The organism is Arthrobacter sp. P4_F10 (assembly GCF_056401435.1).
Map to the genome: position 1 here is coordinate 229,183 of NZ_JBFUJJ010000002.1, position 24,159 is coordinate 253,341.

General features: G+C 65.2%; 23 protein-coding genes, 1 tRNA gene and 3 pseudogenes. 17 read left to right on the forward strand and 10 right to left on the reverse strand.

Annotated elements, in window-relative coordinates:
* Position 1: 1 nt before the first annotated feature.
* Positions 2 to 1,666, reverse strand: a complete 1,665-nt coding sequence (argS, locus tag AC1DR1_RS03940) for an arginine--tRNA ligase (RefSeq protein ID WP_476992207.1) — start codon at positions 1,664 to 1,666, stop codon at positions 2 to 4.
* A 198-nt stretch (positions 1,667 to 1,864) separates the two neighbouring features.
* Here argS and AC1DR1_RS03945 point away from each other — a divergent pair, with 198 nt between their 5' ends.
* The 8 genes from AC1DR1_RS03945 (at position 1,865) to AC1DR1_RS03980 (ending at position 7,027) form a co-directional block, all read left to right on the forward strand.
* The gene (locus AC1DR1_RS03945; RefSeq protein WP_476992208.1) at positions 1,865 to 2,308 is read left to right on the forward strand and encodes an FMN-binding protein; all 444 of its coding nucleotides are present in this window, start codon (positions 1,865 to 1,867) and stop codon (positions 2,306 to 2,308) included.
* A gap of 7 nt (positions 2,309 to 2,315) precedes the next feature.
* Positions 2,316 to 3,188, forward strand: coding sequence for an FAD:protein FMN transferase (locus AC1DR1_RS03950; protein WP_476992209.1), 873 nt, complete (start codon positions 2,316 to 2,318; stop codon positions 3,186 to 3,188).
* Positions 3,185 to 4,792 carry an FAD-dependent oxidoreductase gene (locus AC1DR1_RS03955; RefSeq protein ID WP_476992210.1) on the forward strand — a complete coding sequence of 536 codons (1,608 nt, stop codon included), beginning with the start codon at positions 3,185 to 3,187 and terminating at the stop codon, positions 4,790 to 4,792. Before AC1DR1_RS03950 ends, AC1DR1_RS03955 begins: the two co-directional genes overlap by 4 nt.
* 158 nt (positions 4,793 to 4,950) lie before the next feature.
* A tRNA-Arg gene (locus AC1DR1_RS03960) sits at positions 4,951 to 5,023 on the forward strand.
* A 440-nt stretch (positions 5,024 to 5,463) separates the two neighbouring features.
* Entirely contained in the window at positions 5,464 to 5,829 is a 366-nt protein-coding gene (locus tag AC1DR1_RS03965; protein ID WP_229995596.1) for an FtsX-like permease family protein, read from the forward strand.
* 246 nt (positions 5,830 to 6,075) lie between these two features.
* Positions 6,076 to 6,246 (forward strand): recombinase family protein, encoded by a 171-nt coding sequence (locus AC1DR1_RS03970; RefSeq protein WP_476992211.1) that lies wholly within the window; start codon positions 6,076 to 6,078, stop codon positions 6,244 to 6,246.
* A gap of 16 nt (positions 6,247 to 6,262) precedes the next feature.
* Positions 6,263 to 6,658, forward strand: coding sequence for a recombinase family protein (locus tag AC1DR1_RS03975; RefSeq protein WP_476992212.1), 396 nt, complete (start codon positions 6,263 to 6,265; stop codon positions 6,656 to 6,658).
* Between the two features lie 129 nt (positions 6,659 to 6,787).
* Positions 6,788 to 7,027 carry a hypothetical protein gene (locus AC1DR1_RS03980; RefSeq protein ID WP_229995598.1) on the forward strand — a complete coding sequence of 80 codons (240 nt, stop codon included), beginning with the start codon at positions 6,788 to 6,790 and terminating at the stop codon, positions 7,025 to 7,027.
* On the opposite strand, the gene AC1DR1_RS03985 is transcribed toward AC1DR1_RS03980, so the two are convergent.
* The 4 genes from AC1DR1_RS03985 to AC1DR1_RS04000 form a co-directional block, all read right to left on the reverse strand.
* Positions 7,014 to 7,841: a hypothetical protein gene (locus AC1DR1_RS03985; RefSeq protein ID WP_476992213.1), complete on the reverse strand. Its 828-nt coding sequence runs from the start codon at positions 7,839 to 7,841 to the stop codon at positions 7,014 to 7,016. The genes AC1DR1_RS03980 and AC1DR1_RS03985 overlap by 14 nt on opposite strands.
* Positions 7,842 to 8,190: 349 nt before the next feature.
* Positions 8,191 to 8,784 carry a zinc-ribbon domain-containing protein gene (locus AC1DR1_RS03990; RefSeq protein WP_356815839.1) on the reverse strand — a complete coding sequence of 198 codons (594 nt, stop codon included), beginning with the start codon at positions 8,782 to 8,784 and terminating at the stop codon, positions 8,191 to 8,193.
* A gap of 80 nt (positions 8,785 to 8,864) precedes the next feature.
* Positions 8,865 to 9,230, reverse strand: coding sequence for a zinc-ribbon domain-containing protein (locus AC1DR1_RS03995; protein WP_356815833.1), 366 nt, complete (start codon positions 9,228 to 9,230; stop codon positions 8,865 to 8,867).
* Entirely contained in the window at positions 9,214 to 9,909 is a 696-nt protein-coding gene (locus AC1DR1_RS04000; protein ID WP_476992214.1) for a zinc-ribbon domain-containing protein, read from the reverse strand. Before AC1DR1_RS04000 ends, AC1DR1_RS03995 begins: the two co-directional genes overlap by 17 nt.
* On the opposite strand from AC1DR1_RS04000, the gene AC1DR1_RS04005 reads away from it, so the two are divergent.
* Positions 9,908 to 10,243 (forward strand): transposase, encoded by a 336-nt coding sequence (locus AC1DR1_RS04005; protein ID WP_356815837.1) that lies wholly within the window; start codon positions 9,908 to 9,910, stop codon positions 10,241 to 10,243. The two genes, AC1DR1_RS04000 and AC1DR1_RS04005, sit on opposite strands and share 2 nt — an antisense overlap.
* Positions 10,244 to 10,701: 458 nt before the next feature.
* Here the strand turns inward: AC1DR1_RS04005 and AC1DR1_RS04010 are convergent, their stop codons facing one another.
* Entirely contained in the window at positions 10,702 to 11,199 is a 498-nt protein-coding gene (locus AC1DR1_RS04010; protein WP_476992215.1) for a hypothetical protein, read from the reverse strand.
* A 101-nt stretch (positions 11,200 to 11,300) separates the two neighbouring features.
* Between AC1DR1_RS04010 and AC1DR1_RS04015 the strand changes: the two are divergent.
* Together AC1DR1_RS04015 and AC1DR1_RS04020 are read left to right on the forward strand one after the other, a co-directional pair.
* Positions 11,301 to 11,429, forward strand: a pseudogene (locus AC1DR1_RS04015) (IS3 family transposase); the annotation flags it as partial.
* Positions 11,430 to 11,478: 49 nt separating this feature from the next.
* Positions 11,479 to 11,916 (forward strand): hypothetical protein, encoded by a 438-nt coding sequence (locus AC1DR1_RS04020; RefSeq protein ID WP_476992216.1) that lies wholly within the window; start codon positions 11,479 to 11,481, stop codon positions 11,914 to 11,916.
* A gap of 294 nt (positions 11,917 to 12,210) precedes the next feature.
* Here the strand turns inward: AC1DR1_RS04020 and AC1DR1_RS04025 are convergent, their stop codons facing one another.
* Positions 12,211 to 13,317, reverse strand: a complete 1,107-nt coding sequence (locus AC1DR1_RS04025; RefSeq protein WP_476992217.1) for an IS110 family RNA-guided transposase — start codon at positions 13,315 to 13,317, stop codon at positions 12,211 to 12,213.
* A gap of 176 nt (positions 13,318 to 13,493) precedes the next feature.
* Here AC1DR1_RS04025 and AC1DR1_RS04030 point away from each other — a divergent pair.
* The 3 genes and pseudogenes from AC1DR1_RS04030 to AC1DR1_RS04040 form a co-directional block, all read left to right on the forward strand.
* A pseudogene (locus tag AC1DR1_RS04030) lies at positions 13,494 to 13,865 on the forward strand (tyrosine-type recombinase/integrase); the annotation flags it as partial.
* A 348-nt stretch (positions 13,866 to 14,213) separates the two neighbouring features.
* Positions 14,214 to 15,245: a M4 family metallopeptidase gene (locus AC1DR1_RS04035; protein WP_476992248.1), complete on the forward strand. Its 1,032-nt coding sequence runs from the start codon at positions 14,214 to 14,216 to the stop codon at positions 15,243 to 15,245.
* Positions 15,246 to 15,288: 43 nt separating this feature from the next.
* Positions 15,289 to 15,585 (forward strand): protealysin inhibitor emfourin, encoded by a 297-nt coding sequence (locus tag AC1DR1_RS04040; RefSeq protein WP_229995545.1) that lies wholly within the window; start codon positions 15,289 to 15,291, stop codon positions 15,583 to 15,585.
* A gap of 39 nt (positions 15,586 to 15,624) precedes the next feature.
* Here AC1DR1_RS04040 and AC1DR1_RS04045 read toward each other — a convergent pair whose 3' ends face one another.
* Positions 15,625 to 16,590: a GlxA family transcriptional regulator gene (locus AC1DR1_RS04045; protein ID WP_229995546.1), complete on the reverse strand. Its 966-nt coding sequence runs from the start codon at positions 16,588 to 16,590 to the stop codon at positions 15,625 to 15,627.
* A gap of 81 nt (positions 16,591 to 16,671) precedes the next feature.
* Between AC1DR1_RS04045 and AC1DR1_RS04050 the strand changes: the two genes are divergently transcribed.
* Positions 16,672 to 16,839 (forward strand): hypothetical protein, encoded by a 168-nt coding sequence (locus AC1DR1_RS04050; protein WP_476992218.1) that lies wholly within the window; start codon positions 16,672 to 16,674, stop codon positions 16,837 to 16,839.
* 153 nt (positions 16,840 to 16,992) lie between these two features.
* Positions 16,993 to 21,036, forward strand: coding sequence for an ATP-dependent RNA helicase HrpA (gene hrpA / locus AC1DR1_RS04055; protein WP_476992219.1), 4,044 nt, complete (start codon positions 16,993 to 16,995; stop codon positions 21,034 to 21,036).
* A gap of 1 nt (position 21,037) precedes the next feature.
* On the opposite strand, the gene AC1DR1_RS04060 is transcribed toward hrpA, so the two are convergent.
* A complete protein-coding gene (locus tag AC1DR1_RS04060) occupies positions 21,038 to 21,466 on the reverse strand; it encodes an HIT family protein (protein WP_229995549.1) in 429 nt (142 codons plus the stop codon).
* Positions 21,463 to 22,626: an NAD(P)-dependent alcohol dehydrogenase gene (locus tag AC1DR1_RS04065; RefSeq protein ID WP_229995550.1), complete on the reverse strand. Its 1,164-nt coding sequence runs from the start codon at positions 22,624 to 22,626 to the stop codon at positions 21,463 to 21,465. Before AC1DR1_RS04065 ends, AC1DR1_RS04060 begins: the two co-directional genes overlap by 4 nt.
* A gap of 306 nt (positions 22,627 to 22,932) precedes the next feature.
* Here AC1DR1_RS04065 and AC1DR1_RS04070 point away from each other — a divergent pair.
* Positions 22,933 to 24,131, forward strand: a pseudogene (locus AC1DR1_RS04070) (IS110 family RNA-guided transposase).
* Positions 24,132 to 24,159: the final 28 nt, after the last annotated feature.

Genomic DNA, 24,159 nt, shown 5'->3' on the forward strand with positions numbered 1-24,159 from the left:
GTTACATCCGTTCCGGCGCCGAGACGCCCAGCAGTTCCAGTCCGTTGGCCAGCACCTGGCTGGTGGCGTCGTTGAGCCACAGCCTGGTGCGGTTGGTGTCCGTAATGGGTTCCTCGCCCTGGGGCGCCACGCGGCAGGCGTCGTACCAGCGGTGGTAGGCGCCGGCGATGACTTCGAGGTGGCGTGCCACGCGGTGGGGCTCGCGCAACTCGGCGGCCTTCGCCACGATCGAGGGATAGCTGCCCAGGTGCGAGAGCAGCTCGTTTTCGGTGGGGTGGTCCAGCAGGGCGGCATTGAAGCTGTCTTTGCCGTTCACGCTGCGGTCCACGCCTGCGGCCACGGCATTGCGGGCGGCACCGCGGGAGCGGGCGTGCGCGTACTGGACGTAGAACACCGGGTTTTCGTTGCTGTGCTTCTTCAGCAGGTCCGGGTCCAGCGTCAGCGGCGAATCGGCGGGGAACCGGGCGAGCGAGTACCGGACCGCGTCCTTGCCGAGCCAGGAGATGAGGTCCTTGAGCTCGATGATGTTGCCGGCGCGCTTGGACAGCTTGGCGCCGTTGACGGAAACCAGCTGGCCGATCAGGACCTCGATGTTGATCTCGGGGTCATCGCCTGCGGCGGCCGCGATGGCCTTGAGCCGGTTGATGTAGCCGTGGTGGTCGGCGCCGAGGAGGTAGATCTTCTCGGTGTAGCCGCGGTCCTTCTTGGACAAGTAGTAGGCGGCGTCGGCGGCGAAGTACGTGGGCTCACCGTTTGCGCGGACCATCACGCGGTCCTTGTCGTCGCCGAAGTCGGTGGTGCGCAGCCAGACCGCGCCGCCGTCGTCGAAGACGTGGCCCTGTTCGCGCAGGCGGGCGACGGCGTCTTCGATCGCGCCGGCGTCGTGGAGCTCCTGCTCCGAGAAGTAGACATCAAAGTCGACGCCAAACTCGGCCAGTGTCTGCTTGATGTCGTGCATCTGCGCCTTGTACGCGGCGCCCCGAATCACCGGCAGGGCCGCCACTTCGGTGAGTTCGCGGATGTCCGGGTGCTCGGTGAGCACCTCGTGGCCGAGGTCCGCGATGTACTGGCCCGGGTAGCCGCCCTGGGGCACGTCCCGGCCGTGCAGCCTGGCGAACACGGAGTTCGCGAACACGTTCATCTGGGAGCCGGCGTCGTTGATGTAGTATTCGGCCGTGACGTCGGCACCTGAGGCCCGCAGGACGCGGGCGATCGCGTCGCCGAGGGCGGCCCAGCGGGTGTGGCCGATGTGCAGCGGGCCGGTGGGGTTGGCCGAGACGAACTCCATGTTGACCACGTGCCCGGCGAGCGCGGTGTTGGTGCCGTAGGCGGCGCCTGCCTCGACGATCGCCTTGGCCAGGGTGCCGGCGGCAGCAGCGTCCACGGTGATGTTCAGGAAGCCGGGGCCGGCGATGTCAACCGCGGACACGCCGTCGATCGTTTTGAGCCGGGCGCTGAGGACGGACGCGAACTCCCGCGGGTTGGTGCCCGCCGTCTTGGCCAGCTGGAGGGCGACGTTGGTGGCCCAGTCCCCGTGGTCCCTGTTCTTCGGGCGCTCCACACGCACCTCATCCGGGATGTCGGCTGCAGAAAGGGCTATGTCACCGGCCGCTACAGCGTCCTTCAGGCAGGCGGATATGGCGAGGGAGAGTTCTTCTGGGGTCACACTTCTAGCCTACCGGTGGGCCCGTGGTGTGGCGGAATCTGGGGCCCGGCATGACGGTTGGGGTAAGGCTCCGGGAAAACCCAAGGTCTTCAATGCCTCGCACCGAGGGTGAACCGTTACCCTGAAATCAACGTCTTCAACCCTGTCAGTGCCTCCACCTTGTTCGCTGTCCGATCCCCGCAAAGAATCGAGTCCCGCATGAATACCGCCTTCCGCAAAAGCGTCCTCGTCGGCATTGCCGGCCTCTCCGTGGCCGGAACTGCGGCTGGCTGCGCCCCGGCTGCGCAGGCGCCGGCCGCACAGGGCGCGCCCCCGGCGTCCGAGTCCGCTGCCGGCACCGGCTCCTACAAGGACGGCAGGTACAGTGCCGACGGCAACTACACCTCCCCCAACGGCACTGAGACCGTCGGCGTGGAACTGACGCTGGCCGGCGGAGCCGTGTCCGACGTGAAGATCACGCCGCACCCGTCGAATCCGAACACCCGCAAATTCCAGGGCGAGTTCGCGAGCGGCATCCAGGCCCAGGTGGTGGGCAAGAAGCTTGACGAGCTCAAGGTTTCCAAAGTGGCCGGATCCTCGCTGACCAGCGGCGGCTTCAACCGGGCCGTGGCGGATATCAAGACACAGGCCCAGGCCCAGTAGGCCGGACGTGCCGCATCCGGGCTGGTCGCACTTCAGCTTTGACGGGATCGGGACCCGCTGGGAGATTTCCACGCCCTCCCGGCTCTCCGGAAAACACCGCCGTGGGCTGCTCGCCACGGTGGAGAGGTACGACGCCGCGTGGTCCCGGTTCCGGCCCGACTCCCTCATTGCTGACGCCGCCCGAACGCCTGGCCGCATTGAGCTGCCCGCCGAATCAGCCGCCCTGGCCGAACTGTATGGCACGCTGTACCGGCTCACCGGGGGTGCAATGACCCCGCTCATCGGCGGCAGCCTCGAGCGCCTGGGCTACGACGCCAACTACAGCCTGCGCCCGGGCGGTACTCCGCTTCCCGCGCCGCGCTGGGAGGATGTGCTGGACTGGCAGGGCCCCGCGCTGACAACCACGGCCCCGGTTGTGATCGACGTCGGCGCGGCCGGAAAGGGGCAGCTGGCCGACCTGCTCTCCGCCGAACTCCGGGACGATGGCTTGGCCGAGCACTTCATCGATGCCAGCGGAGACCTGCTGAATCCGGGGCCGGATCCGGTGATGGTTGCCCTCGAGCATCCCTACGATCCAACCCAGGCAATCGGCACCGTCCAGCTCGGGGCCGGCGCCCTCTGCGCTTCCGCCGCCAACCGGCGGGCCTGGGGCGACGGGTTCCATCACGTGCTCGATGGCTTAACCGGAGCGCCGGTGCGGACTGTCGTCGCCAGCTGGGCCATGGCCGGGACCGCGATGGTGGCCGATGCGCTCGCCACCGCTTTGTTCTTTGTCGACGGTCCGAGGCTGGAGCAGGAGTTCGATTTCGCCTGGCTCACCGCCTACTCGGACGGGCACGCGGAATTTTCATCCGATTTTGAAGGGGCCCTGTTTTCATGACTGCCATCACCACCACTGCCCTCGGCTCGAGGCTGGACACCGCTTTGGGCCGGCTCACGATGTACCGGCTGGTGCTCTGGGTCCTGGCCGTCCTGGCCGGCTACAGTCTGCTGCTCAACGTGCTGGGCTGGCTGACGTTCGGGTTGCCGGAAATGCTGGCCCACCTTGTCCTGTGCCTCGGCTTGACGTACGCCTCCAACCAGGGCATCGCCGCACTGTTCCACGTGCGGCCGCACACGGAATCCTCGCTCATCACCGGGTTGCTGCTGTACTTCCTTTTCTGGCCCAGCCAGCTGACACAGGGGCTCCAGCTGGCTGAGCTCGCCGGCGTCGCCCTGGCCTGTGTCCTGGCCTCGGCCTCGAAGTATGCGCTGGCCTGGCGCGGCCGGCACATCTTCAATCCCGCGGCGGCCGGCGCATTCCTCGCCGGGCTGACCGGGCTCAATATTGCCACCTGGTGGGCGGCGACGCCGGCAATGCTCTGGCTTGTGCTGCCGGGGGTGCTGCTGGTGCTGTACCGGACCCGGAAGTTTGCCATGGCTGCCGTTTTCACCGTGGTCGCCGTGTCCATCGTGGCCGCGGACCTGCTCCGGGCCGGGATGGAGCTTCCCGAGGCCCTGTGGCAGCCGATCGCGCAGCGCCCGGTGCTGTTCTTCGTCGGGTTCATGCTCACCGAACCGCTCACCTTGCCCCCGCGGCGCTGGCAGCAACTGGCGCTGGCCGCCGTCGTCGGGGTGCTGTTCGCGGTCCCCTACAACCTGGGCTTTGTGGCCAACTCCCCCGAGCTGGCGCTGCTGGTGGGCAACGTGCTCGCCTTCGCCGTTGGACAGCGCGGCGGGGTCCGGCTGCGGTTCGTCGCCAGCCGTCCGCTGACGCCCACGACGACGGAATTCAGCTTCCGCCCGGAGCGCCCGGTGCGCTTCATTCCCGGCCAGTCCCTGGAGCTGCACCTGCCTCCAGACACGGCCGGCGGCAACCGCACCCGCAAACGTGATGCCAAGGGTGATGGGAAGGGAATCCGGCGCGTGTTCAGCCTGACCAGCGCGCCCGGCGCATCCCTGCTGACGATCGGGGTGGGGACGGCGGAGCCGGTGTCGTCAGCCAAGCGCTCGCTGCTGGCCCTTGAACCGGGCGACGAGCTCACCGCGACCACGATAAACGGCGACTTCGTCCTGCCCCGGGACCCGGCCGCCCCCGTGCTGCTCATCGCGGCCGGAATCGGCATCACCCCCTATATTGCCCAACTGACTGCGGCGTCAGCCGGGGCCCCGTCCGGGAAATCAGCCGGGAGCCCCACCGGGGACCGCGACGTTGTCCTGCTGTACCTGGCCAAGAGTGCCGCCGAGCTGGGCTACGCCGAGGAGCTGCAGCGCTCCGGGGCGCGCATCCTGGCCCGTCTTGCCGACGGTTCGGTGCCGCCGGCCAACATGGAGGATGCAGGCGCCAGGAGGATTGACGCGGCGGCCCTCAAGGAGCTGGTCCCCGACATCGGGGGCCGGGATGTCTTCGTCTCCGGCTCGCCCGCCAGCGTGCGTTCGCTGCGGGCCGCGGCACGTGGCGCGGGCGCCCGCCGGGTCCATGTGGATTTCTTCGCCGGCTACTGAGCGGACCGGCCAATTCGCGGGATTTATCACGCATTTGAAGCCTACTTAAGACGCGTTTGGTTCCACCAGACTCCACAAATGTGTGCCGATTTTCCGTTGAGGGCCACCTTCCTGCTAAGCTCTAGGACGTCCCACCGGTAACGGCAGGAACCCTGGATGCCCTCGTAGCTCAGGGGATAGAGCGTCTGCCTCCGGAGCAGAAGGTCGTAGGTTCGAATCCTATCGAGGGCACAAAAAGAAAACCCCGTCATTTCACGGAAGTGGCGGGGTTTTTGCTGATCAGCTTGACATGACGGATGATTCATGCCCCCCGATTCCCACCGCTTCCCCGGCTAGGTGTTACTTTTATGTCACCTCCGGACTGTTGCGTGGCCCAACGCCAGCGGAGAACCACAACTTGTGCCCGAATGTCCAGACTCCCCGGGCCAATCTGGATCGCCGGGCACGAAGGGAGCGAGTCGCGACACCGCGGATCATCAGCAGTGAGATTCCCATTCCGCGGCATCGTCTGCAGGCGGCGCCTGCTGGAGCTTGAGGGACCCCCAGCAACGATGTGCGAGGAAGACACGGCGGCACCGCGTGTTTCCTTTCAGCCGCCGCCAGGAAACTGAGTCCGGCACCCGTCAAAGGGCGTATGTCCGTCAACCGGGGTAGCCCCCACATGCCGCGGAATGTTTGTCGCGATCGCAATCGCCGGCCTGTCCCTTGCCGTCGCCACCGCCTCCGCCGTTCTGGACCGTAAGAGAGTTCTGGGTCTGATGCGACTGATGGGGATGCCGGTTTCCGTCCTGCGCCGCATCATCACCCGTGAAGCAGCAGTCCCGCTCCTGACCGTGCTGCTGCTCTCAGTCGGCCTCGGATTCCTCGTGGCCTGGCTGATGGTTACCTTCATTGACGACACCTACCAGATGACCTGGCCGGCCCCCGATTACTTCACGGCTCTGGGCCTCAGCCTGCTCCTGGCCCTCGGAGCGGTCACCGCGACATTCGGTCTCATCCGGGGCAATACCCCAATGACGGCTACACGCTTCGAATGAAACCGCAGTCCCCACGAACGCCGGCCATGGGAATGCCAGCGACCTTCTCGGAAACGAAGGATTTCAAGAACACCTTAAATCGAGAATGGCGGCGCTTGCGGCCAGGGACCCGAAGGCCGCGCAGTTCGGCGGGAAACCGCCATTGTGATGAGAAGCCCCGCCCCGCCGGGCGGTTCTCATAAATAGTTCTCGGAACTGTACGGTCGAGCCAGGAGTCCGCATCGAGTTTTGAGAAGAGAAACCCATATGGCTGCACACCGTATCGGCAACGCCAGAGTGTCCACGCGCGACCAGAACCTTGATCTGCAGTTGGCTGCCTTAAAAGGTGCAGGATGTGACCGCATCTTTGAGGACACAATGAGCGGTACCAAGGCCGGCCGCCCAGGTCTCCCAAGCGGCCCAGGAAGCACTCCGTGAGGGAGATACTCTCATCGTGTGGAAGCTGGACCGTCTTGGCCGCAGCGTGAAGGGCCTCCTGGATTTCGCCGGAGGCCTGAACGAGCGCGGCATTGGCTTTGTCAGCCTCACCGATTCGATCGACACTACCACCGCCTCGGGCCGCTTCTTCTTCAACGTGATGGCCTCCCTGGCGCAGATGGAACGCGAGCTCATGGTCGAACGCACCCAGGCAGGCCTACAGGCAGCGCGCGAACAGGGCCGGGTCGGCGGACGCAAACGTGTAATGACTGAAGCCAAGATCCGCTCAGCTCGGAAGCTCCTCAGCCAGGGAACGCCGCCAAAGGAAGTTGCCGCCAGCCTCGGGGTCTCGGTGCCCACACTGTACCGCTGGGTCCCGGCGACGAACCCTGAAGCAGTTGCAGTCCCGTAGCTCGACCTTTGGTGCAGACGACTGTTGAAAAAATGCATGACGGTGCACGGACCTCTGGCATCCCGATGTCAACAGTCCTCTGAACTCGCCCCGTCCTGTCCCATGAACTGGTGCAGACGACTCCTGAAAATGACAACGGTCGAATATGGCACAGTGCGAGGAGACTACCTGGAACATGATGACAGCCAGATCGCCGTCATCGCGGGCGCCATCCTCAAAGACGAGCACATCGACCTCGAGTTCGGCTTCCTCCACCCTGCTGCAGAACGTCCCTTCCAGCTGATCAGATTCGAGCTTCTGCCGGGCGGGATCTCAATCACATGCGCCAGTAGCCAGTCCGCGTATGGCAGCGGCGTTATGAAGCTTTGATAATGACATCGTCGACATAGCTGTCGCCCACCTGCCGGGGGTGCTCCGCCCCCAGCTGCACCCGGGTCAGCGTCGTGAACCCTGTGCTGACCTGGTGGCTGGAGTAGAGGAGGCTGGCGTCGAACCAGACCTCAACGGTGGAGGCGGCACCGTTGGCCACCACGCGCATCACCACCTTGTGCCAGGAGCCGAGCTGTACCGCCAGTCCAAGGTTGGTGTATCCGTAAGTGCCCGAAGGGGACGCTACGCGCAGCCACAGTTGGCCGTTGCCGTTGTCGCGGAAAACATCGGCCACACGGATGCCACCATTGAAGAACCGGAAATACGGGACGTTGTTTCCTACGTTGCCCGCCGTCTTGATATTGAACCAGCCGTCGGCGTAGGCGCCCGAGGAGCCCGCCGGCAGGGTTGCTGACATCTTGGCCACCGAGCCTGAGTCATCCGTGACGTGCAGGAAGGCCGCGCAGCCCCCTGAATGGTGCTGGTCGGAAGTGACAGAGGCCGTCCCGGTCCCCGACGTGCTGGCAATAAACCCCTCCAGCGTTCGGGATTCGAAACTGGTTGCCACCACGGGTACGCCCGGGTACTGGTTGGAAGGTGGCGGCGTGCCGGGCTGGCAGACCGGGGCCGGGGCCTTCTTGTTCTTGTTGTTTTTGTTCTTGTTGTCGTTTTTGTTCTTGTTGCTGTTGTTGCTGCTGTTATTGCTATTGTTGCTATTGTTGCTGCTGTTGATCGCTGTGGCGGCTGTTGCGGCCATCGGGGCGGCGAACATCAGTGCGATTGCTGTGGCCAACGCGAGCAGGGTTTTCTTCATGGTCTCTCCCCGGAAAATGTGTCACCRGTGTTTATTGGGGCTGTGAAGCCAGGCGCGGTGAGACTGGCCGCTTCAGGCGCCGGATCTTTCCGGCGCCTGCATCATAGGACACGGTTGCTCTCTCTGTCACGAGTAGCGGGTACTCGCTCCCTCGGTACTTATGGCCTTATTCAGATCCGATCTTCGGGAGGAAGGCCAAGCATCAGCTGCATTAGCCCGACTTTGTGCCCGCTCCGGGGACACCTAAACGCAGCACGAACCGCCATTTTGAACTGTGAATTAACCGCCAAACGAAGTTAACAGTCACACCCGGGGACAGCAGCACCACGGCTGGCCGTCATGTTGGCACTCAACAAACGATCGTTTTTGAGAATGCGTCGAAAGCCCAGTTCTCGCCGTCCCCGGGTGTCACTGTGCGTCGCGCGTTCGGGCACTGCTGGCAAACCATGCCCTTTGCCCGATCGGCCACTGAATCCTGCGTGACGTGGCCGCTGCTGCAGAGCCACCACACCACCTTGCCCGTGTGAGGCAACAGCACTTCGGCAGTCACCTCTCCATTCAGTGTCGGGTGAAGTTGTCTTGCCAGTTCAGGGCGAAGCACAGCAAGGGACGTCTCGCGCGTGGGATAGCGACCCGAGCAATACCCGCAGCCGGTTCCTCTTCCAGTCCGCTGGTCAATCATGGCAGCGTACTCGTGGCCCACAGGGCAAAGCCACCTCACCTTTTGCCCGGAGGCCCCGGTCATCTGCCGAGGTGTCTTGTGGTTGAGGGTTGGATGCCATTCCAGAGCTACCAGTGGGAAACGCACGGCCAAGGACCGGGCACCATAGTCGCCAAGCCTTCGCACGGCGATAATCTGGGCGGCGTAGTCCTCTCCCCCAGCAACCGCGGCTTTTATGTATTCCCGCACAACCTTCGTGGCGTCGGAAGTCAGCAAGCCCATGTCGGCCAAGTGCCCCACCGACGCCACCTCCAAAGCCGAGGGTGCACGTCGAACCACCACATCGGAGGGGCCGAGGGGCGTTAGCGGATACTCACGTACGCGGACAACCGTATGCCCCTCGCTCTCCAGGAGTCTGGTCTTTTCCCGGTCGCGGGGTTCCTTCTCGGCATGCCAATACGAGCCGTCGAACTCGATGGCGAAGCGTCGACAACCACGTCGATGCGCAGTCGCCGCCCGTTCGAAAGCTTGAGGCTAACATCATTGGCTATCTGGCTGTAGTGACTGCCGAGAACATGCTGGATCTCGGCATATGTGCCGATCTCCAGCTCCGAGAGGCCAACTAGCAGGCACTTTCCACACGAACTCCCTGCGGTTCGCTTGAAAACCATGGCCTGCCATTCATGCCCATTGTTGCAGAGCCACCAAGCGTTATGCCGGGGCGCCATCAGTCACTTGGTGCGGCAGGAGGTCGCGATTTTTCGTGGGGTGCCATTCGGCGGCGATTTCCGGGTGACGGCTCGCAAGGTCATTGCCATATCCGACTCGTTGGTTCGCGCAGTACGGGCCGCCCGGACGAAAGTCCTTCGTCCTGTTGGAAATTATGGACTCCCACTCATGTCCGCAAAGACCCAACCACCAAACTCGCCGATTAGATTGGGGCAACACTTGGTCAGGCGTCAGCGGCAAGTTCTTCGTTGGGTGCCATTCCATCGCCACCTCCGGCACGCACGTGGCGAGATCATTGCCGTAGCCCACCTTTCGCTGCCCGCAAAATGGACACCCAATGCCGGCAACCTGGCTATAGACCGCGGCCTCCCAGACATGGCCACGCTCACACTTCCACCACACTTTCATATGCATTCCAGGTGACAGCTGGTCGAATGAAACCTGCCCGTTTAGGCTCTCATGGAACTGCCCTACGAGTTCCGGCGCGGCGGTGGTCAAGCTTATACTTAGTCGTTTCGTCATGGCTTCGTCAGCGTAGCCCCTAGGTCTGACAGCGTTTCTCGGACACAGATCAGTTCCGCGGGACCGCACCGACTTGACCCGAGTGCAACGGGTGGGGGTAACCCCGCCGCCGTAATTCGATCCGGCCCGCGCGGAAGATCTCAACACCGCTGGCATGACCCGCCTGGCCGCACCTCGGCCTGACGGGGTCGGGGGCTACGAACCCAATGGAGGGAGCGCAAAGACCGGACTCAACCGGCCCATACGCGATGCAGGCTGGAGACAGTTCCTGGATTTGATACGCGCCAAGGCTGAAAGCGCCGGGCGGGAGTTCATCCAAGTCAACCCCGCCTACACTTCCCCGACCTGCAGTGCTTGCGGGCACCGGGAGGCGGCCAACCGGAACGGCAAGCATTTCCATTGCCTTTCGTGCGGGCATCGGGACGACGCCGACATCAATGCGGCGGTCAACATACCCAGGGCCGGACTGGTCCTGCGGGACACGGCGTAAACCGCACCCCGAGAAGCCCGCATCAGGGAGAGGTCACACTCGAACAGGAGTTTTTTGGCTGGCTTAGGTCAACACGTGCCTCGGCGTCAGCGTAGGCTTCCCTGTCCAGGACTCCGATGACGCTGCGGAAGTGCGGTCGGCCGCAGTAGCCAGGACTGAGTGGTAGTCGGCGCTAAATCAACGGCGCGGGCTTCCATGCCCTTCAGACCCAGGACACTCTTCGCGGCGTCAAGAGAAAGCAGAACAGGGCCCCTGATGGGCCTCCAGCGCCGACCAAGAACTCGTCCACCTTGTCGAAGTGGTCGTTGTGCTTCCGGGCCCGGAACCGTTGTGGTCCGGGGTCCTGCACGGCAGGGCTATTTGTTCTTGCCTGCCCCGGAGGACGCATAAGACTGAGCAACAGGTGATCCGGGGTTCGGTTCATCCGTAGGAGGCATCCCAAGCGTCAGCGGCATGGGTCAGCGGGCGGTAAGCGCCCCGCTGGTCCGAGAGACGGTCGTGTAGCCGAGCCGGGAACCGGTGACCCGGACGGTGAGTTTGGTGCCCTTGTCGGCGGTCCGGACCTTGTAGGTCGACTCCGTGGCTCCGGAGATCGGGACGCCGTTGCGCAGCCAGCGGTACGTGAAGGCAGTGCCCCAGCTCCAGGTGCCCCGCTTCACGGTCAGGAAATTCCCGGCCTGTACGGTACCGGCAATCGTCGGCGTGGCCGAACTCAGGGTCGCAGCGGCCACCTTCGCCGAAGCGTCGGTCGTCTGGGTCTTCAGGATCGTGCCCTCCAGCGTGGAGGTGACCCTGACGGATATTTTCTTGCCGAAGTCTGCGCCCACAAGGGTGTAGTCGCGGCCGGTCGCCCCGGCGATCGGGGCGCCGTCGCGCAGCCACTGGCGGGACTCCTTCACCACCCTCATGTCATAGCGGGTCCAGACGCCGGCGGAGACGGTCAGTGTATGTTTCACGGTTGCTGAGCCGCTGATGGCCGGGGCTTTGGTCTGATCCGGGTCACGCGGTGTCAGGGGCTTGGGGGCGGTGACTTTAATGCGGGTCGGGGCATAGCCCGGAGCTCCGCCTGGCGATCACCACCTGGATCGAAAGGACGTACCACCGCCGGCGACGGCAAAGACGGCTAGGAAAACTCACGCCGATCGAATATGAAACAATCAACCAGACCGCGCTCTTAGCGGCCTAAGACCCCGAGTCAACAAAAGCCGGGGCAGTCCCTTGAGCCGCGATGGGGCGTGACTCGCATATCAAACGTCACCTATGACGCAACTAGCGACTGGATCACGACGCTCAAGGGCATGGACGGCAAGCCCGCCGGGGCCCGAACGCGGGAACTCGTGAGCAAGGTCTTTGGCCGCATCATGGGTTACGCAGTCAGGAAGCGTCTCCTCGCGGGTAACCCCGCGAAGGACCCCACTGGTCGCGCGGACTACATACCGGACGCCCGCCCGGTCAAGCGCCATACTTACCTGACCATGAAGCAGCTAACCGCGGTTGCTCGTGAGGCAGGGAACAGCGGACTCATGGTCATGCTGGCGGGCACATGCGGGCTTCGTTGGGGTGAAGTGACTGCGCTGGAGGTGGCCAACGTGCGGCTCGGCGACAAGCCTATGCTGGCCGTTACGCAGGCCTACAGCGAAGTCTCAGGCAAGCTGATCCTCGGCGCGACCTGATATGTAGGTGTTCCTTGTCAAGAGGGCAAGGGTGAGCGGTCCAAGGCTCTCGTGTCTTGGACCGCTCTTTCGTATCCGTTCGTGGCCTCATCCGGTGGGCTGGCGCGTCGTGATCGACGGCGCTGTCAGACTGATATGCGCGGGTTGGTTACCGCAGGACGAGGTGTTCGGCTGGAGGGGTGCCGCGGGTCTAGCAATGTCGGGCGTCACCGGTGTTTGTCGGTTGTCCATAGGTGTTTCGCGGGTCTTCTCCACGCTGCCAAGCCATCGGAGTCGGCGGGGGGAACGGCACGTCTATTCATCCGTCCATGGATGTTCCTGTTGGACCGGGGCTGCCAGGGACCAGCACCAGCCGGCCAGTTCGCGGGCGATGGCGACGTTAGCGATGACCCGGCGTTTGTGCCGGGCGTCGAATTGCTCCCATTTCCGGTGCAGCCGGTGGTTGCCTTGATGGCCTCGGACCCGGGAGGCCTCGTCGGCTGCTTCCCACCGGGTGCGCATCTCACGGCTGGGGCGGGTGTAGGGCCGGCGGTGGTGCCAGGCGGCCTCGACCAGCAAGCGCCGGGCATGGGTGTTCCCGGTCTTGGTGATCGCGCCTTGGGACCGGGAGGCGCCCGAGGAATGCTCGGAGGGGACAAGGCCGAGATACGCGCCGATGGTGGAGCCGGTGAAGCGGTTCCAGTCGCCGATTTCCACCGCGAGGCCGAACGCGGTCAGCACCGAGATACCGCGCAGACACATCAGGGCCTGAACGACCGGTGCATACGGCCCGGTTGCCGCCATGGCGATGATCTTTGAGTCCAGCCGGTTTCTGCGGTCCAGCGTCAGCTCCGCCGTTTCCAGGCTGGCCTCGTACGCGGCCTGCAGCGCAGGGTCGTCGAAGTGTTGCCGGTGCAGCCAGGTGTGGTGGGCGTCGGTCCAGGCCTGGCCGCCGGAGTAGACCAGGCCGTGACGCAGCAACAACTTCGAGACGCGGTGTCTGGCCCGCATCAGATCAGCCCGCACGTCCTCGCGGGCCCGCACCAGATCCCGGGCGGCCTCCTGTGAGGGTCCCGGGACGCGGACCGGGGTTATCTGGCCCAGCAGGGCCAGCCGGGCGAGATGTTCGGCATCTCGGGCGTCAGTTTTCACCCGGTCCCCGGACGGTCGCTGGAGCTTGGACGGCGCCGCGACCACGCACTCGATCTCCGCTGATGTCAGAAGCCTCGCCAATCCGAATCCCGTCGGACCGGCTTCGTAGACAACCAGGATCGGGCCCGGCAACCCTGACACCCAATCGGCGATCCCGGCGTCGTTCGCCGCAAGACTCTGGCGCAGAATCTCGCCGGTTTCGCGGTCAATGGCGCAGCCCTTCACACTGCGCGCATGGACATCCAAACCGACGTAGGTACGGTTATTCATGGCTGGAACCTCCAGACGTTCAAATGTGGCTCTACCAGTCCACACCCCGCACGAGACTGCGGAACAGGCCCCCGGACCGGCAACCCACGAACCTCTTTGAACCCGAGGTTCCAGTCCTACGTCAGGACCGGCCCACCACACTTCATATCGTCTAGGGCGGCGAGGACCGACAGGTCCCCATCCCCCGACTGCTAGCTGATCAGCTGAGAAACGCCGTCGACGGCAAGCCCTCAACCGCGCCGGTTTTTCAGAGCCCGCGCGGTATGGTCCTGCGAAATGGCAACTTCACCAAGAACCTCTATAAGCCCGCTATTGAACGGGCCGCAGCCGGCGACCCTAACTTCCCATCCCCCACGTTCCACGATTTACGGCATACCGCCGTATCCCTGGCCATCAGCGCGGGTGCCAACGTCAAGGTGGTCCAGCGGATAGCTGGCCACGCTTCCGCCACGCTGACCCTCGACACTTATGCTGGCCTCTTCGACGACGATCTCCACGACAGCGCCAGCCGGCTGAATGACCTATTGCGGGACATGGATTGGCAGTGACAGTTTTACCCGATGTCACTTTTGTGTCACTCAATGGACCTGCTTCTCAACGTTGACAGCGTTTTTCATACTGCCTCCGGAGCAGAAGGTCGTAGGTTCGAATCCTATTGAGGGCACAAAATACTGGCTTTGCCAGCAAACCCCGCTGTTTCACTGAAACGGCGGGGTTTTTTTGTGCACTGAATCCAGCCGAAAGAACGCGGAAAACCAGCGGCTTTGCCCCTGCCGATTGTCGGTGCCCCCTCGTAGGCTGTTTTCATCGGTAGCGGGCTACCCTGCCCGCCCGAAGCATGAAGGGGGTCTCACGTGATCTTTCCAACGCAGTACTGTTCCATCGTTCCGCCCTATATGCTCCGCCGGCTGGCCGCGCAGCAAAAGCCGGAGCTCTCCCAGGCCGCCCGCGGGGCGAAGGAAGCCCTGCAACACGTCCCGAGCTTCCAGGCCTCCCGCGCAGTGCCCGGGCCCGGCAGGCTTCCGGGGATACGGGAGCTCAAGCCGTCCGCGCCGGAACGGACGGTCTACGACGCCAAGTCCGCCGAGCAGTTGCCCGGCAGCGTGGTCCGCAAAGAAGGCGAACCGCCCACGGGCGATCCCGCCGCCGATGAGGCTTACGACGGGCTGGGGCACACCCACCGCCTCTACGCGGAAGCTTTCGGCCGGAATTCGATCGACGGCAAAGGTCTCCGCCTCGATGCCACGGTCCACTATGGCCGCCTGTACGACAACGCGTTCTGGGACGGACAGCAAATGGTATTCGGCGACGGTGACGGCCAGGTCTTCGAGCGGTTCACGAAATCCCTGAGCGTCATCGGCCACGAGCTCACCCACGGCGTCACCCAGTACTCCGCCGGGCTGGTCTACCGCAACCAGGCCGGCGCCCTGAACGAGTCGATGTCCGATGTCTTCGGTGCTCTCGTTGAGCAGTATGTCCGGAAGCAGTCGACGGCGGAGGCCAGCTGGCTGATCGGCGAAGGCCTCTTCACGGACCAAGTCCAGGGGGCCGCCTTGCGCTCCATGAAGGCTCCTGGAACGGCTTACGACGACGACGTGCTCGGCAAGGACCCGCAGCCGGACTCGATGGACGGCTACGTGCGCACGAGCGCGGACAACGGCGGCGTGCACATCAACTCCGGAATCCCCAACCGTGCGTTCTGCCTGGTTGCCACGGCCCTCGGCGGCAATGCCTGGGACGCACCGGCACAGATCTGGTACGAGACGCTGACGGGCGGCACACTGTCCCCCACCGCCACGTTCGGCGCTTTCGCCAAGGCCACTGCCGCCTCTGCCAGGGAACTCTTCGGGGAGGATTCCAAGGAACATGACGCCGTGCGCTCCGCGTGGGAAACTGTGAAAGTAAAGTTCCCGGGAGCCCGGCGATAAGCCAAGCCCCCCGCAGATCGAGTCCGATTGAGATCCGAGTCCGATGAAGATAACTGTCCAGCGCAGTGGCGGCGTGGCCGGAATGAAAAGGACGTGGACCGTCCGGCCCGAGCCGCCGGAGGACACAGACCGGTGGCAGCCTCTGATCGAGGCCTGCCCCTGGGACGACGTTGCCGGAATCAGCGGCACAACCGGCCAGCCGGACCGGTTCATGTACAGCATCCGGGCCGATCAACACCGGGCAGTCCTGCCCGAGCGTGCGCTGACGGGTCCGTGGCGCGACCTCGTCGAATGCGCGCGATCCGCGGCCGAGGAGTCGGCGCCGCCGGGCTTTGGCTAGCGGACTTTGGCTAGTCGGGGCCCGTCACGCCGCCGCTCTTTATGCCGTGGCCAGGTGTCCCCGGAACGTGCGCCGGTAGGACTGCGGGCTGGTGTCCAGCGCCTTGGCAAAGTGGTGGCGCAACAGGACCGAATGTCCGAAGCCGGATTCCCTCGCGATCTCGTCGATATTGAGTTCCGTACTCTCCAGCAGTTCCTGCGCCCGCAGCACCCGCTGGGAATTGAGCCAGGCCGCCGGGGTGGCCCCCGTTTCCGCGCGGAAGCGCCGCGCAAACGTCCGCGGCGACATATGGACCCTGGCCGCCAGTTCGTTGACTGCGTGTTCCTCGTCCAGGTGCCGGACCATCCACTGCAGCAGCTGCTCCATGGGCTCCGATCCGCACTGGGGAATGGGTCGGTCGATGTACTGGGCCTGGCCGCCGTCCCGGTGCGGCGGGACCACCATGTCCCGGGCGATGGCGGCGGCCACCTTGGCGCCGAACTCAACGCGGACCAGGTGCAGGCAGGCATCGATCCCGGCGGCCGTGCCGGCACTCGTGATGACCCGGCCGTCTTCGACGTAGAGGACGTTTTCATCCACCAGAACAGCGGGGTATCGGCTGGCCAGTTCCTGGGAGTAATGCCAGTGGGTGGTGCAGCGGCGGCCATCGAGCAGGCCGGCCCTAGCCAGGGCGAAGGCCCCCGAACAAATGGACATCACCCAGGCACCGCGGGCATGGGCGGCCCGCAGGGCCTCCAGGACGGATTCGGGAACGTCCTCATCCCGGCCGTACGGCGCCATCACCACCAGGTCTGCGTCAGCTGCCGCTTCCAGCCCCAGACCGACGTGCATGGACAGGCCGGACTTGAGCGGGACGTCGCCCGGCTCCGGAGCACAGACGCGAAAATCGAAGGCGGGCACGCCGTTTCCGCGGTCCGAACGGTCTATGCCGAAGACCTCAAAGGCCGTCGCGAACTCGAAGATCGAGAAGTTGGGAACCACGATCATTGCCACTGATTTGATCATGCTTCCAGTGTGGCAGAAATTATAGCTTTTTGGGCATTTCTGCCACTTTTTTTAGGTCGTGGACCGGAGAACCATGGAGGTATGGAACTCCTCGGAATCGCCCTCATCGTCCTGATCATTGTCGGCCTCGCAGCCACCATCTCCGCCCTCCGGAAGGACGGCCTCGGCCACACCCCGCCCGTCCGCTCGGAAGAGTATTGGATGGCCCGGGACCTGCCGAGCGTCAACTACACCATGCGGATCTTCTAAGTCTCCGCGCACACCACGGGCCCGGCTCATCCAGCCGGGCCCTCAACATGCGCCCCGAAGCATCGGGACTGAGCAGCGGGACTGGGCAGCAGGACCGGACAACCGCCGTCGCCACCCCAGCTGACAGTCCGCCCCAGTAGACTGTCTCCAGCCATGACATTGCATATTTCCTACCCCGCCGAGCTGCCGGTATCCGAGCGCCGCGAAGATCTGATGGCCGCCATCGCGGCCAACCAGGTGACCATCATCGCCGGTGAGACCGGCTCGGGTAAGACCACCCAGATCCCCAAGATGTGCCTGGAGCTCGGCTTGGGCGAGACCGGACTGATCGGCCACACCCAGCCCCGCCGGCTCGCGGCCCGCACGGTGGCCGAGCGCATCGCGGAGGAACTCGGCGTCGAGGTCGGCCAGGAAGTGGGCTTCCAGGTCCGCTTCACCGGCGAGGTCAGCCGGTCCACCAAGGTCAAGCTCATGACCGACGGCATCCTGCTGGCCGAAATCCAGCGCGACAGGCTGCTGCGCAAATACAACGCCATCATCATCGACGAGGCCCACGAACGCAGCCTCAACATCGACTTCATCCTCGGCTACCTCAAGCGGATCCTGCCGCAGCGCCCGGACCTGAAGATCATCATCACCTCGGCCACGATCGATCCGGAGCGCTTCGCCAAGCACTTCGGCACCGAGGAAGAGCCCTCCCCCATCATTGAGGTGTCGGGCCGGACCTTCCCGGTGGAAATCCGCTACCGCCCGCTGTCCCAGCCCGCCGGCGGCGCCGGCGCCGATGATGGAGAAGGCGCAGCCTCGGACGACGAACTCGAGGAGGACCGCGACCCGCTCGATGCCGTGTGTGACGCCGTCGACGAACTCGCAGAGGAGGCGCCGGGCGACGTCCTGATTTTCTTCTCCGGCGAGCGCGAAATCCGCGACGCGGCGGAGGCCCTCAACGCCCGCATCCAGTCCAACCGGCGCCTGGCCGGCACCGAGGTCCTTCCCCTCTTCGCACGGCTGAGCCTGCAGGAGCAGCACAAGGTCTTCCACCCCGGCGGCAAACGCCGGATCGTGCTGGCCACCAACGTCGCCGAGACGTCGCTGACGGTCCCCGGCATCAAGTACGTCATCGACACAGGCACGGCGCGGATCTCGCGCTACTCGCACCGGACCAAGGTCCAGCGCCTGCCGATCGAACGCGTCTCCCAGGCCTCGGCCAACCAGCGCTCTGGCCGCTGCGGCCGTGTCTCGGACGGCATCGCGATCCGGCTGTACTCCGAGGAGGACTTCGGGTCGCGGCCGCTGTTCACGGACCCGGAGATCCTGCGCACCAACCTCGCGGCCGTCATCCTGCAGATGACCGCCATGGGCGTGGCCCGCGGACCGAAGGATGTGGAGAACTTCCCCTTCGTCGAGCCGCCGGATTCGCGCGCCATCAACGACGGCGTCAGCCTCCTGCGCGAACTTGGCGCCCTTAGCGCCGCCCGCACCCAGGAGCCAGCGGACGACGGCGACGGCCGCCCCGGCCGCCGGCCGGCGGGCGCGGCCGGAAGAAACGGCGGCGGACTCACCGCCGTCGGCCAGCAGCTGGCCCAGCTGCCGGTGGACCCGAGGCTCGGCCGGATGATCGTGGAGTCCGGAAAGCGGGGCTGCGTCCGGGAAGTCATGATCCTGGCCGCCGCGCTGACCATCCAGGACCCTCGCGAGCGCCCGACGGACAAGCAGCAGCTCGCCGCGGAGAAGCACGCGCGTTTCCGGGACGAGAACTCCGACTTCACCGGCTACCTGAACCTGTGGAACTACCTGCAGGAGAAACAGCAGGAACTGTCCTCCACGGCGTTCCGCCGGCTCTGCCGCGGCGAGTTCATCAACTACCTGCGGGTCAGGGAGTGGCAGGACCTGTTCGCCCAGCTCCGCCAGTTGGCCCGCCCGCTGGGCATCAGCCTGGACAACAAGCGCCTTGCCGATCCGGTGGGCAACCACGACGGCATCCACATCAGCCTGCTCTCGGGGCTGCTGAGCCACGTCGGCATCCTCGACGAGCGCAAGCGCGAGTACGCCGGTGCCCGCGGCAGCCGCTTCGCGATCTTCCCGGGTTCGGCATTGTTCAAGAAGTCGCCCACGTTCGTGATGGCCGCCGAACTCGTGGAGACGAGCCGGCTCTGGGCACGCGTCGCGGCCAAGTTCGATCCGCTCTGGGCCGAGCAGGTGGCCCCTGACCTGGTCAAGCGCAGCTACAGCGAACCGCACTGGTCCAAGAAGATGGGCGCAGTGATGGCCCACGAAAAGGTCACCCTTTACGGCGTGCCCATCATCCCGAGCCGTCGCATCAACTACGGCAAGGTGGATCCCGAGCTCTGCCGTGAGCTCTTCATCCGCCATGCCCTGGTTGAAGGTGACTGGCAGACCCACCACAAGTTCTTCCACCGCAACCGCGCTCTGCTGCACGAAGTCGAGGAGCTCGAGGCCCGGATGCGGCGCCGGGACATCCTGGTGGACGACGAGACGCTGTTCGAGTTCTACGACGCCCGGATCGGCGGGGAGGTCGTCTCGGAGCGGCACTTCGACAAGTGGTGGAAGGACGCACGGCAGCAGGATCCCACGCTGCTCGACTTCGACCAGTCCCTGCTGATCAGCGAGGACGCCGCGGCCCTGGATGACTCCGCCTACCCCAAGACCCTGCTGCACAAGGGCTTCGAGCTGCCGCTGAGCTACGAGTTCCACCCGGTGGCGCCCGGTTCGCCGCCGAATCCCTCCGACGGCGTCACCGCCGAGGTCCCCGTACTGTTCCTGAACCAGCTCGACGACGCCGCGTTCCGCTGGCTGATCCCCGGGCAGCGCGTGGAACTCGTGACGGCGCTCATCAAGTCGCTGCCCAAGCAAGTCCGCAAGAACTTCGTTCCCGCACCGGATGTGGCCCGGCAGGCCGTCGCGGCGCTGGAGGCGGACTTCGATCCCGCCACGGACGAGCTCGAACCGTCGCTGGAACTGGTGCTGCGCCGGATCCGCGGACAGGTCATCCCGCCGGGGTCCTGGAACTGGGACGCCGTGCCTGCGCATTTGCGGGTCAGCTTCCGGGTGGTGGATTCCCGCGGCAAATTGCTGGATGAGGGCAAGGACCTCAACGCGCTGCAGGAGCGGCTGGCCCCTGCCACCCGCAGGGCCATCGCGGAATCCCTCGGTGCCACACCGGGCACCACGGCACCTCAACCTAAAGGAAATGGCACGGCTAAGGGGACGGCCGGCGCGAACGGGAAGGACACCCGGGCGTCACGGGCCGGTTCGTCGCCGTCGGCCGCCCTGGCGGCTGCCACGGCCGCGGCCCCGGGCGGGTTCACGGAAATGTCCGGGCTCAAGGACTGGACCTTCGGAACCGTCCAGCGCCAGGTCCAGGGCAGCGTTGGCGGGCACACCGTCACCGGCTTCCCGGCCCTGGTGGACGAGGGAACTTCCGTGGCGCTGCGGCTGTTCCAGACGCCGTCGGAACAGCAGGAAGCCATGCGCGGCGGTGTCATCAGGCTGCTGGCCCTGAGAGTGCCGCCGCCGGACCGCTACGTCCTGGAGCACCTGAACAACACCGAGAAACTGACGTTCAGCCAGAACCCCCACGGTTCCGTGACGGCGCTGATCGCTGACTGCGCCCTGGCCGCCATCGACAAACTCACGCCGGCCGGGCTGCCGTGGGACGAGGCATCGTTCAAGGCGTTGTACGAGAGTGTCCGGGCGGAGCTGATCGACACAGTCTTCACGGTCACCGCCGTCGTCGAACGCATCCTGGCGAGCACGCGACGGATCGAAAAGCAGCTCAAAGGCACCACGAGCCTGGCCCTCATCAGTGCGCTCAACGACGTCAAGAGCCAGCTCGAGCAGCTGGTGTATCCGGGTTTCGTGGCACGCACGGGCTACGCCCAGCTCAGCCAGCTGCCCCGCTACCTCACTGCGATCGAAAAACGCCTCGAGAAGCTGCCGGGCAACGTCCAGCGGGACGCCCAGCACATGGCTGCGGTCCAGGCGCTCGAGGACGACTACGACGACGCCGTCTCCGCCCTGCTGCCCGGACGGCGGGCCGGTGCGGAGTTAACTCACGTGCGCTGGATGATCGAAGAACTGCGGGTGAGCCTCTTCGCCGTCGAACTCGGGACCGCCTATTCGGTGTCCGAGAAGCGCATCCGGGCGGCGCTTAACAAGGTACTGGCGCCGGCGTAGGTCAGGCGGCCGGAACGTGCTCGGCGTGGCCGGCCGTGCGGAGGCCTTCGCGGAGCTTCTCCGCGTTGGCGTCCAGCCTGGCCGGATCCGGGTGCTGGTCCGCCGAGCCGAAATCAAAGTCAGCCATCGAGTTGGAGGGCCACACGTGGACGTGCATGTGGTTGATTTCGTAGCCGGCCACGATCAGCCCTGCCCGGGCGGCGTCGAACACGTCCACCTGGACTGCGCCGATCTTGCGGGCAACTTCCATGACCCGGCTAAGGACCTCAGGCGAGGCGTCCGTCCAGCGGTCCACTTCCTCGGTAGGCACCACGAGGGTGTGGCCGTCGGCCAGCGGGCCCATGGTCAGGAACGCCACGACGTCGTCCTCGCGCCAGACAAAGCGGCCCGGGATGTCCCCATTGATGATTTTGGTGAAGAGAGTGCTCATGCGTCCGCCTTTTCTGCCGGGGACCCCAGGGTGCTGGCGTCCAGGACAAAACGGTACTTCACGTCGCCGGCCACCATGCGGTCGTAGGCTTCGTTGAGCTGGTCTGCCCCGACCACCTCGACGTCGGACACCACGCCGTGCTCGGCACAGAAGTCCAGCATCTCCTGGGTCTCGGCGATGCCGCCGATCAGTGAACCCGCATAGGCGATCCGGCGTCGGATCAGCGCGCCGGGGTTGACGGGCGGCATCGCTTCCGCGGGCAGGCCCAGCTGGAACAGCGCGCCGTCCAGGCGCAGCGTGCGGAAGTACGGGTTGAGGTCGTGCGAGGCGGCGACGGTGTCGATAATGACGTCGATGCTGCGGTTCGCGGCCTCCATCGCGGCTGGGTCCGTGGAGAGGATGACGTCGTCGGCGCCCAGCTCGCGTGCTGCTGCGAACTTGTTCTCCGACGTCGTAAAGACCTTGACCTCTGCACCCATGGCCTTGGCAATCTTGACGGCCATATGGCCGAGGCCGCCCAGTCCGACGACGCCGACCACATCGCCTTCCTCGACCTCGAAGTGGCTTAGCGGCGAATACGTGGTGATGCCGGCGCACAGCAGGGGCGCCGCGGCGGCGGGATCCAGGCTCTCCGGGACCCGCAGGACGTAGTTGCGGTCCACCACGATGGACGTGGCGTAGCCGCCCTGGGTGATGGCGCCGTCGTTGCGGGCATCCTTGGCCCCGTATGTTCCCACCAGGCCGTTTTCGCAGTACTGCTCCAGGCCGTCCAGGCAGCTGTCGCATTCGCGACAGGAATCCACCATGCAACCCACGCCCACGCGCTCCCCCACTGTGAAGTCCTCGACGGCGGAACCGACCCGGCTGACCCGGCCGACGATCTCGTGGCCCGGGATCAAAGGGTACGTGTCGCCGCCCCATTCGCCGCGGGTGGCGTGCACGTCCGAGTGGCATAGTCCGCAGAATTCGACGGCGATCTCGACGTCGTCCTCTTTGGGGGCGCGCCGGGACACGGTCAGGGGAACGAGTCCGCTATCCGGTGCGGTGGCACCGTAGGCGGCGGCGAGCCGCGGACCTGGCGTCGTCGTGTGTGTGGCGGCCGTGGTCAAATCGGGAAGCGGCTTGGCAAGGGGCGGCGGTACGGGGCGTCCAGGAGTCATGTCTCGACGCTACCCCCGGTCCCGGCATGTATTCCACTTTGGCGTGCGGGGTGTTCGGTGCGGGCCGAGCGCCCGTTACATTTATTGGGTCCCCGAGGGCCGGGGATTTGGTCGCTGGGCCCGGTATGACTTTCTCGCCCTGTCATTGATGATCCGGGGGGGTGTTGTCGCCGGGTTCGGAGGCACGCGTTGACTGCTGATAGGGACACGGCCGGCTCCTTCCGCGGGGGCCAGGTCTCTTTGTAACGTGGGTGCCAGCATCGGGTGTCGTGACTGCGGCCAGGTAGTGGTGCAAAGGAGCGCCGGATGGACGAAGGATACGAGGTCTACTGCCGACTTGATGTCGGCAAGTCCGAGCATCACGCCGCCGCGTTGAATGCCGCTGGTGAACGGGTCTTCGATAAGCCGCTGCCCCAGGACGAGGCGCGGCTGCGCGAGCTTTTCACCGGCCTGCAGCAGCACGGCCGGGTGCTGGTGATCGTGGACCAGCCCAACACCATCGGGGCACTCCCGATAGCCGTGGCGCGTGACTGTGGCTGCACTGTCGCTTACCTGCCCGGCCTGGCGATGCGCAAAGCCGCCGATCTGTATCCCGGCAAGTCCAAGACGGACGCCCGGGACGCGTTCATCATCGCCGAGACAGCCCGGGCGATGCCACACACGCTGCGGGCCGTTGACCGGGACAGCGAGGTGCTCGCGGCGCTGAAGGTGCTCTCCGGATTCGACGCCGACCTGACCCACGAGTGCACCAGGGCAATCAACCGCCTGCGGTCCCTGCTTCTGCAGATTTTCCCCGCCCTGGAGCGTGTCTTCCCGGGAACCGTGCTCACCCGGTCGCTGGTGCTGGAGCTGTTCATCAAGTACTCCGGACCCACCGGCCTGCGTGCCGCGGGCCGATCCAACGTGCTGCGCTGGGCCAGGAACCACAGCCGCAAGGACCCCGTGAACCTGATCGAGGCGGTCTTTTCGGCACTGGGCGAGCAGACCGTCACCGTGATCGGCACCGAAGCCGTCGAACTGGTCATCCCCGCGTCGCCGCCCAGATCAAGGAACTCAAACACCAACGCGCCATCGTCGCAGAAGAAGTCGAAAAACTGCTCGATGACTTCCCTCTTTCCCAGGTCTTGATGTCCATGCCGGGAGTCGGCATCAAGACCGCAGCGACCATACTCCTGACTATCGGGGATGCCGGCACATTCACCTCCGCCGGACACCTTGCCGCGTACGCCGGCATCGCCCCGGTGACACGGCGCTCCGGAACCTCAATCCGCGGTGAGTTCCCCGCACGTTCAGGGAACAAACAGCTCAAGAACGCACTCTTCAGATCCGCCTGGATCGCCAGCGGCCACCACCCGGCGTCAAAGGCCTACTACCAAAAGAAACGTGCACAGGGAAAGAAACACAACGCCGCCGTCATCTGCCTGGCCCGGCGCCGCTGCGACGTCATCTACTCGATGCTCAAACACGGCACCCTCTATGAGGAAAAACCCGCCCAGGCCGCTTGACCAAAGCATAGGGACACCCCCCGTGGGC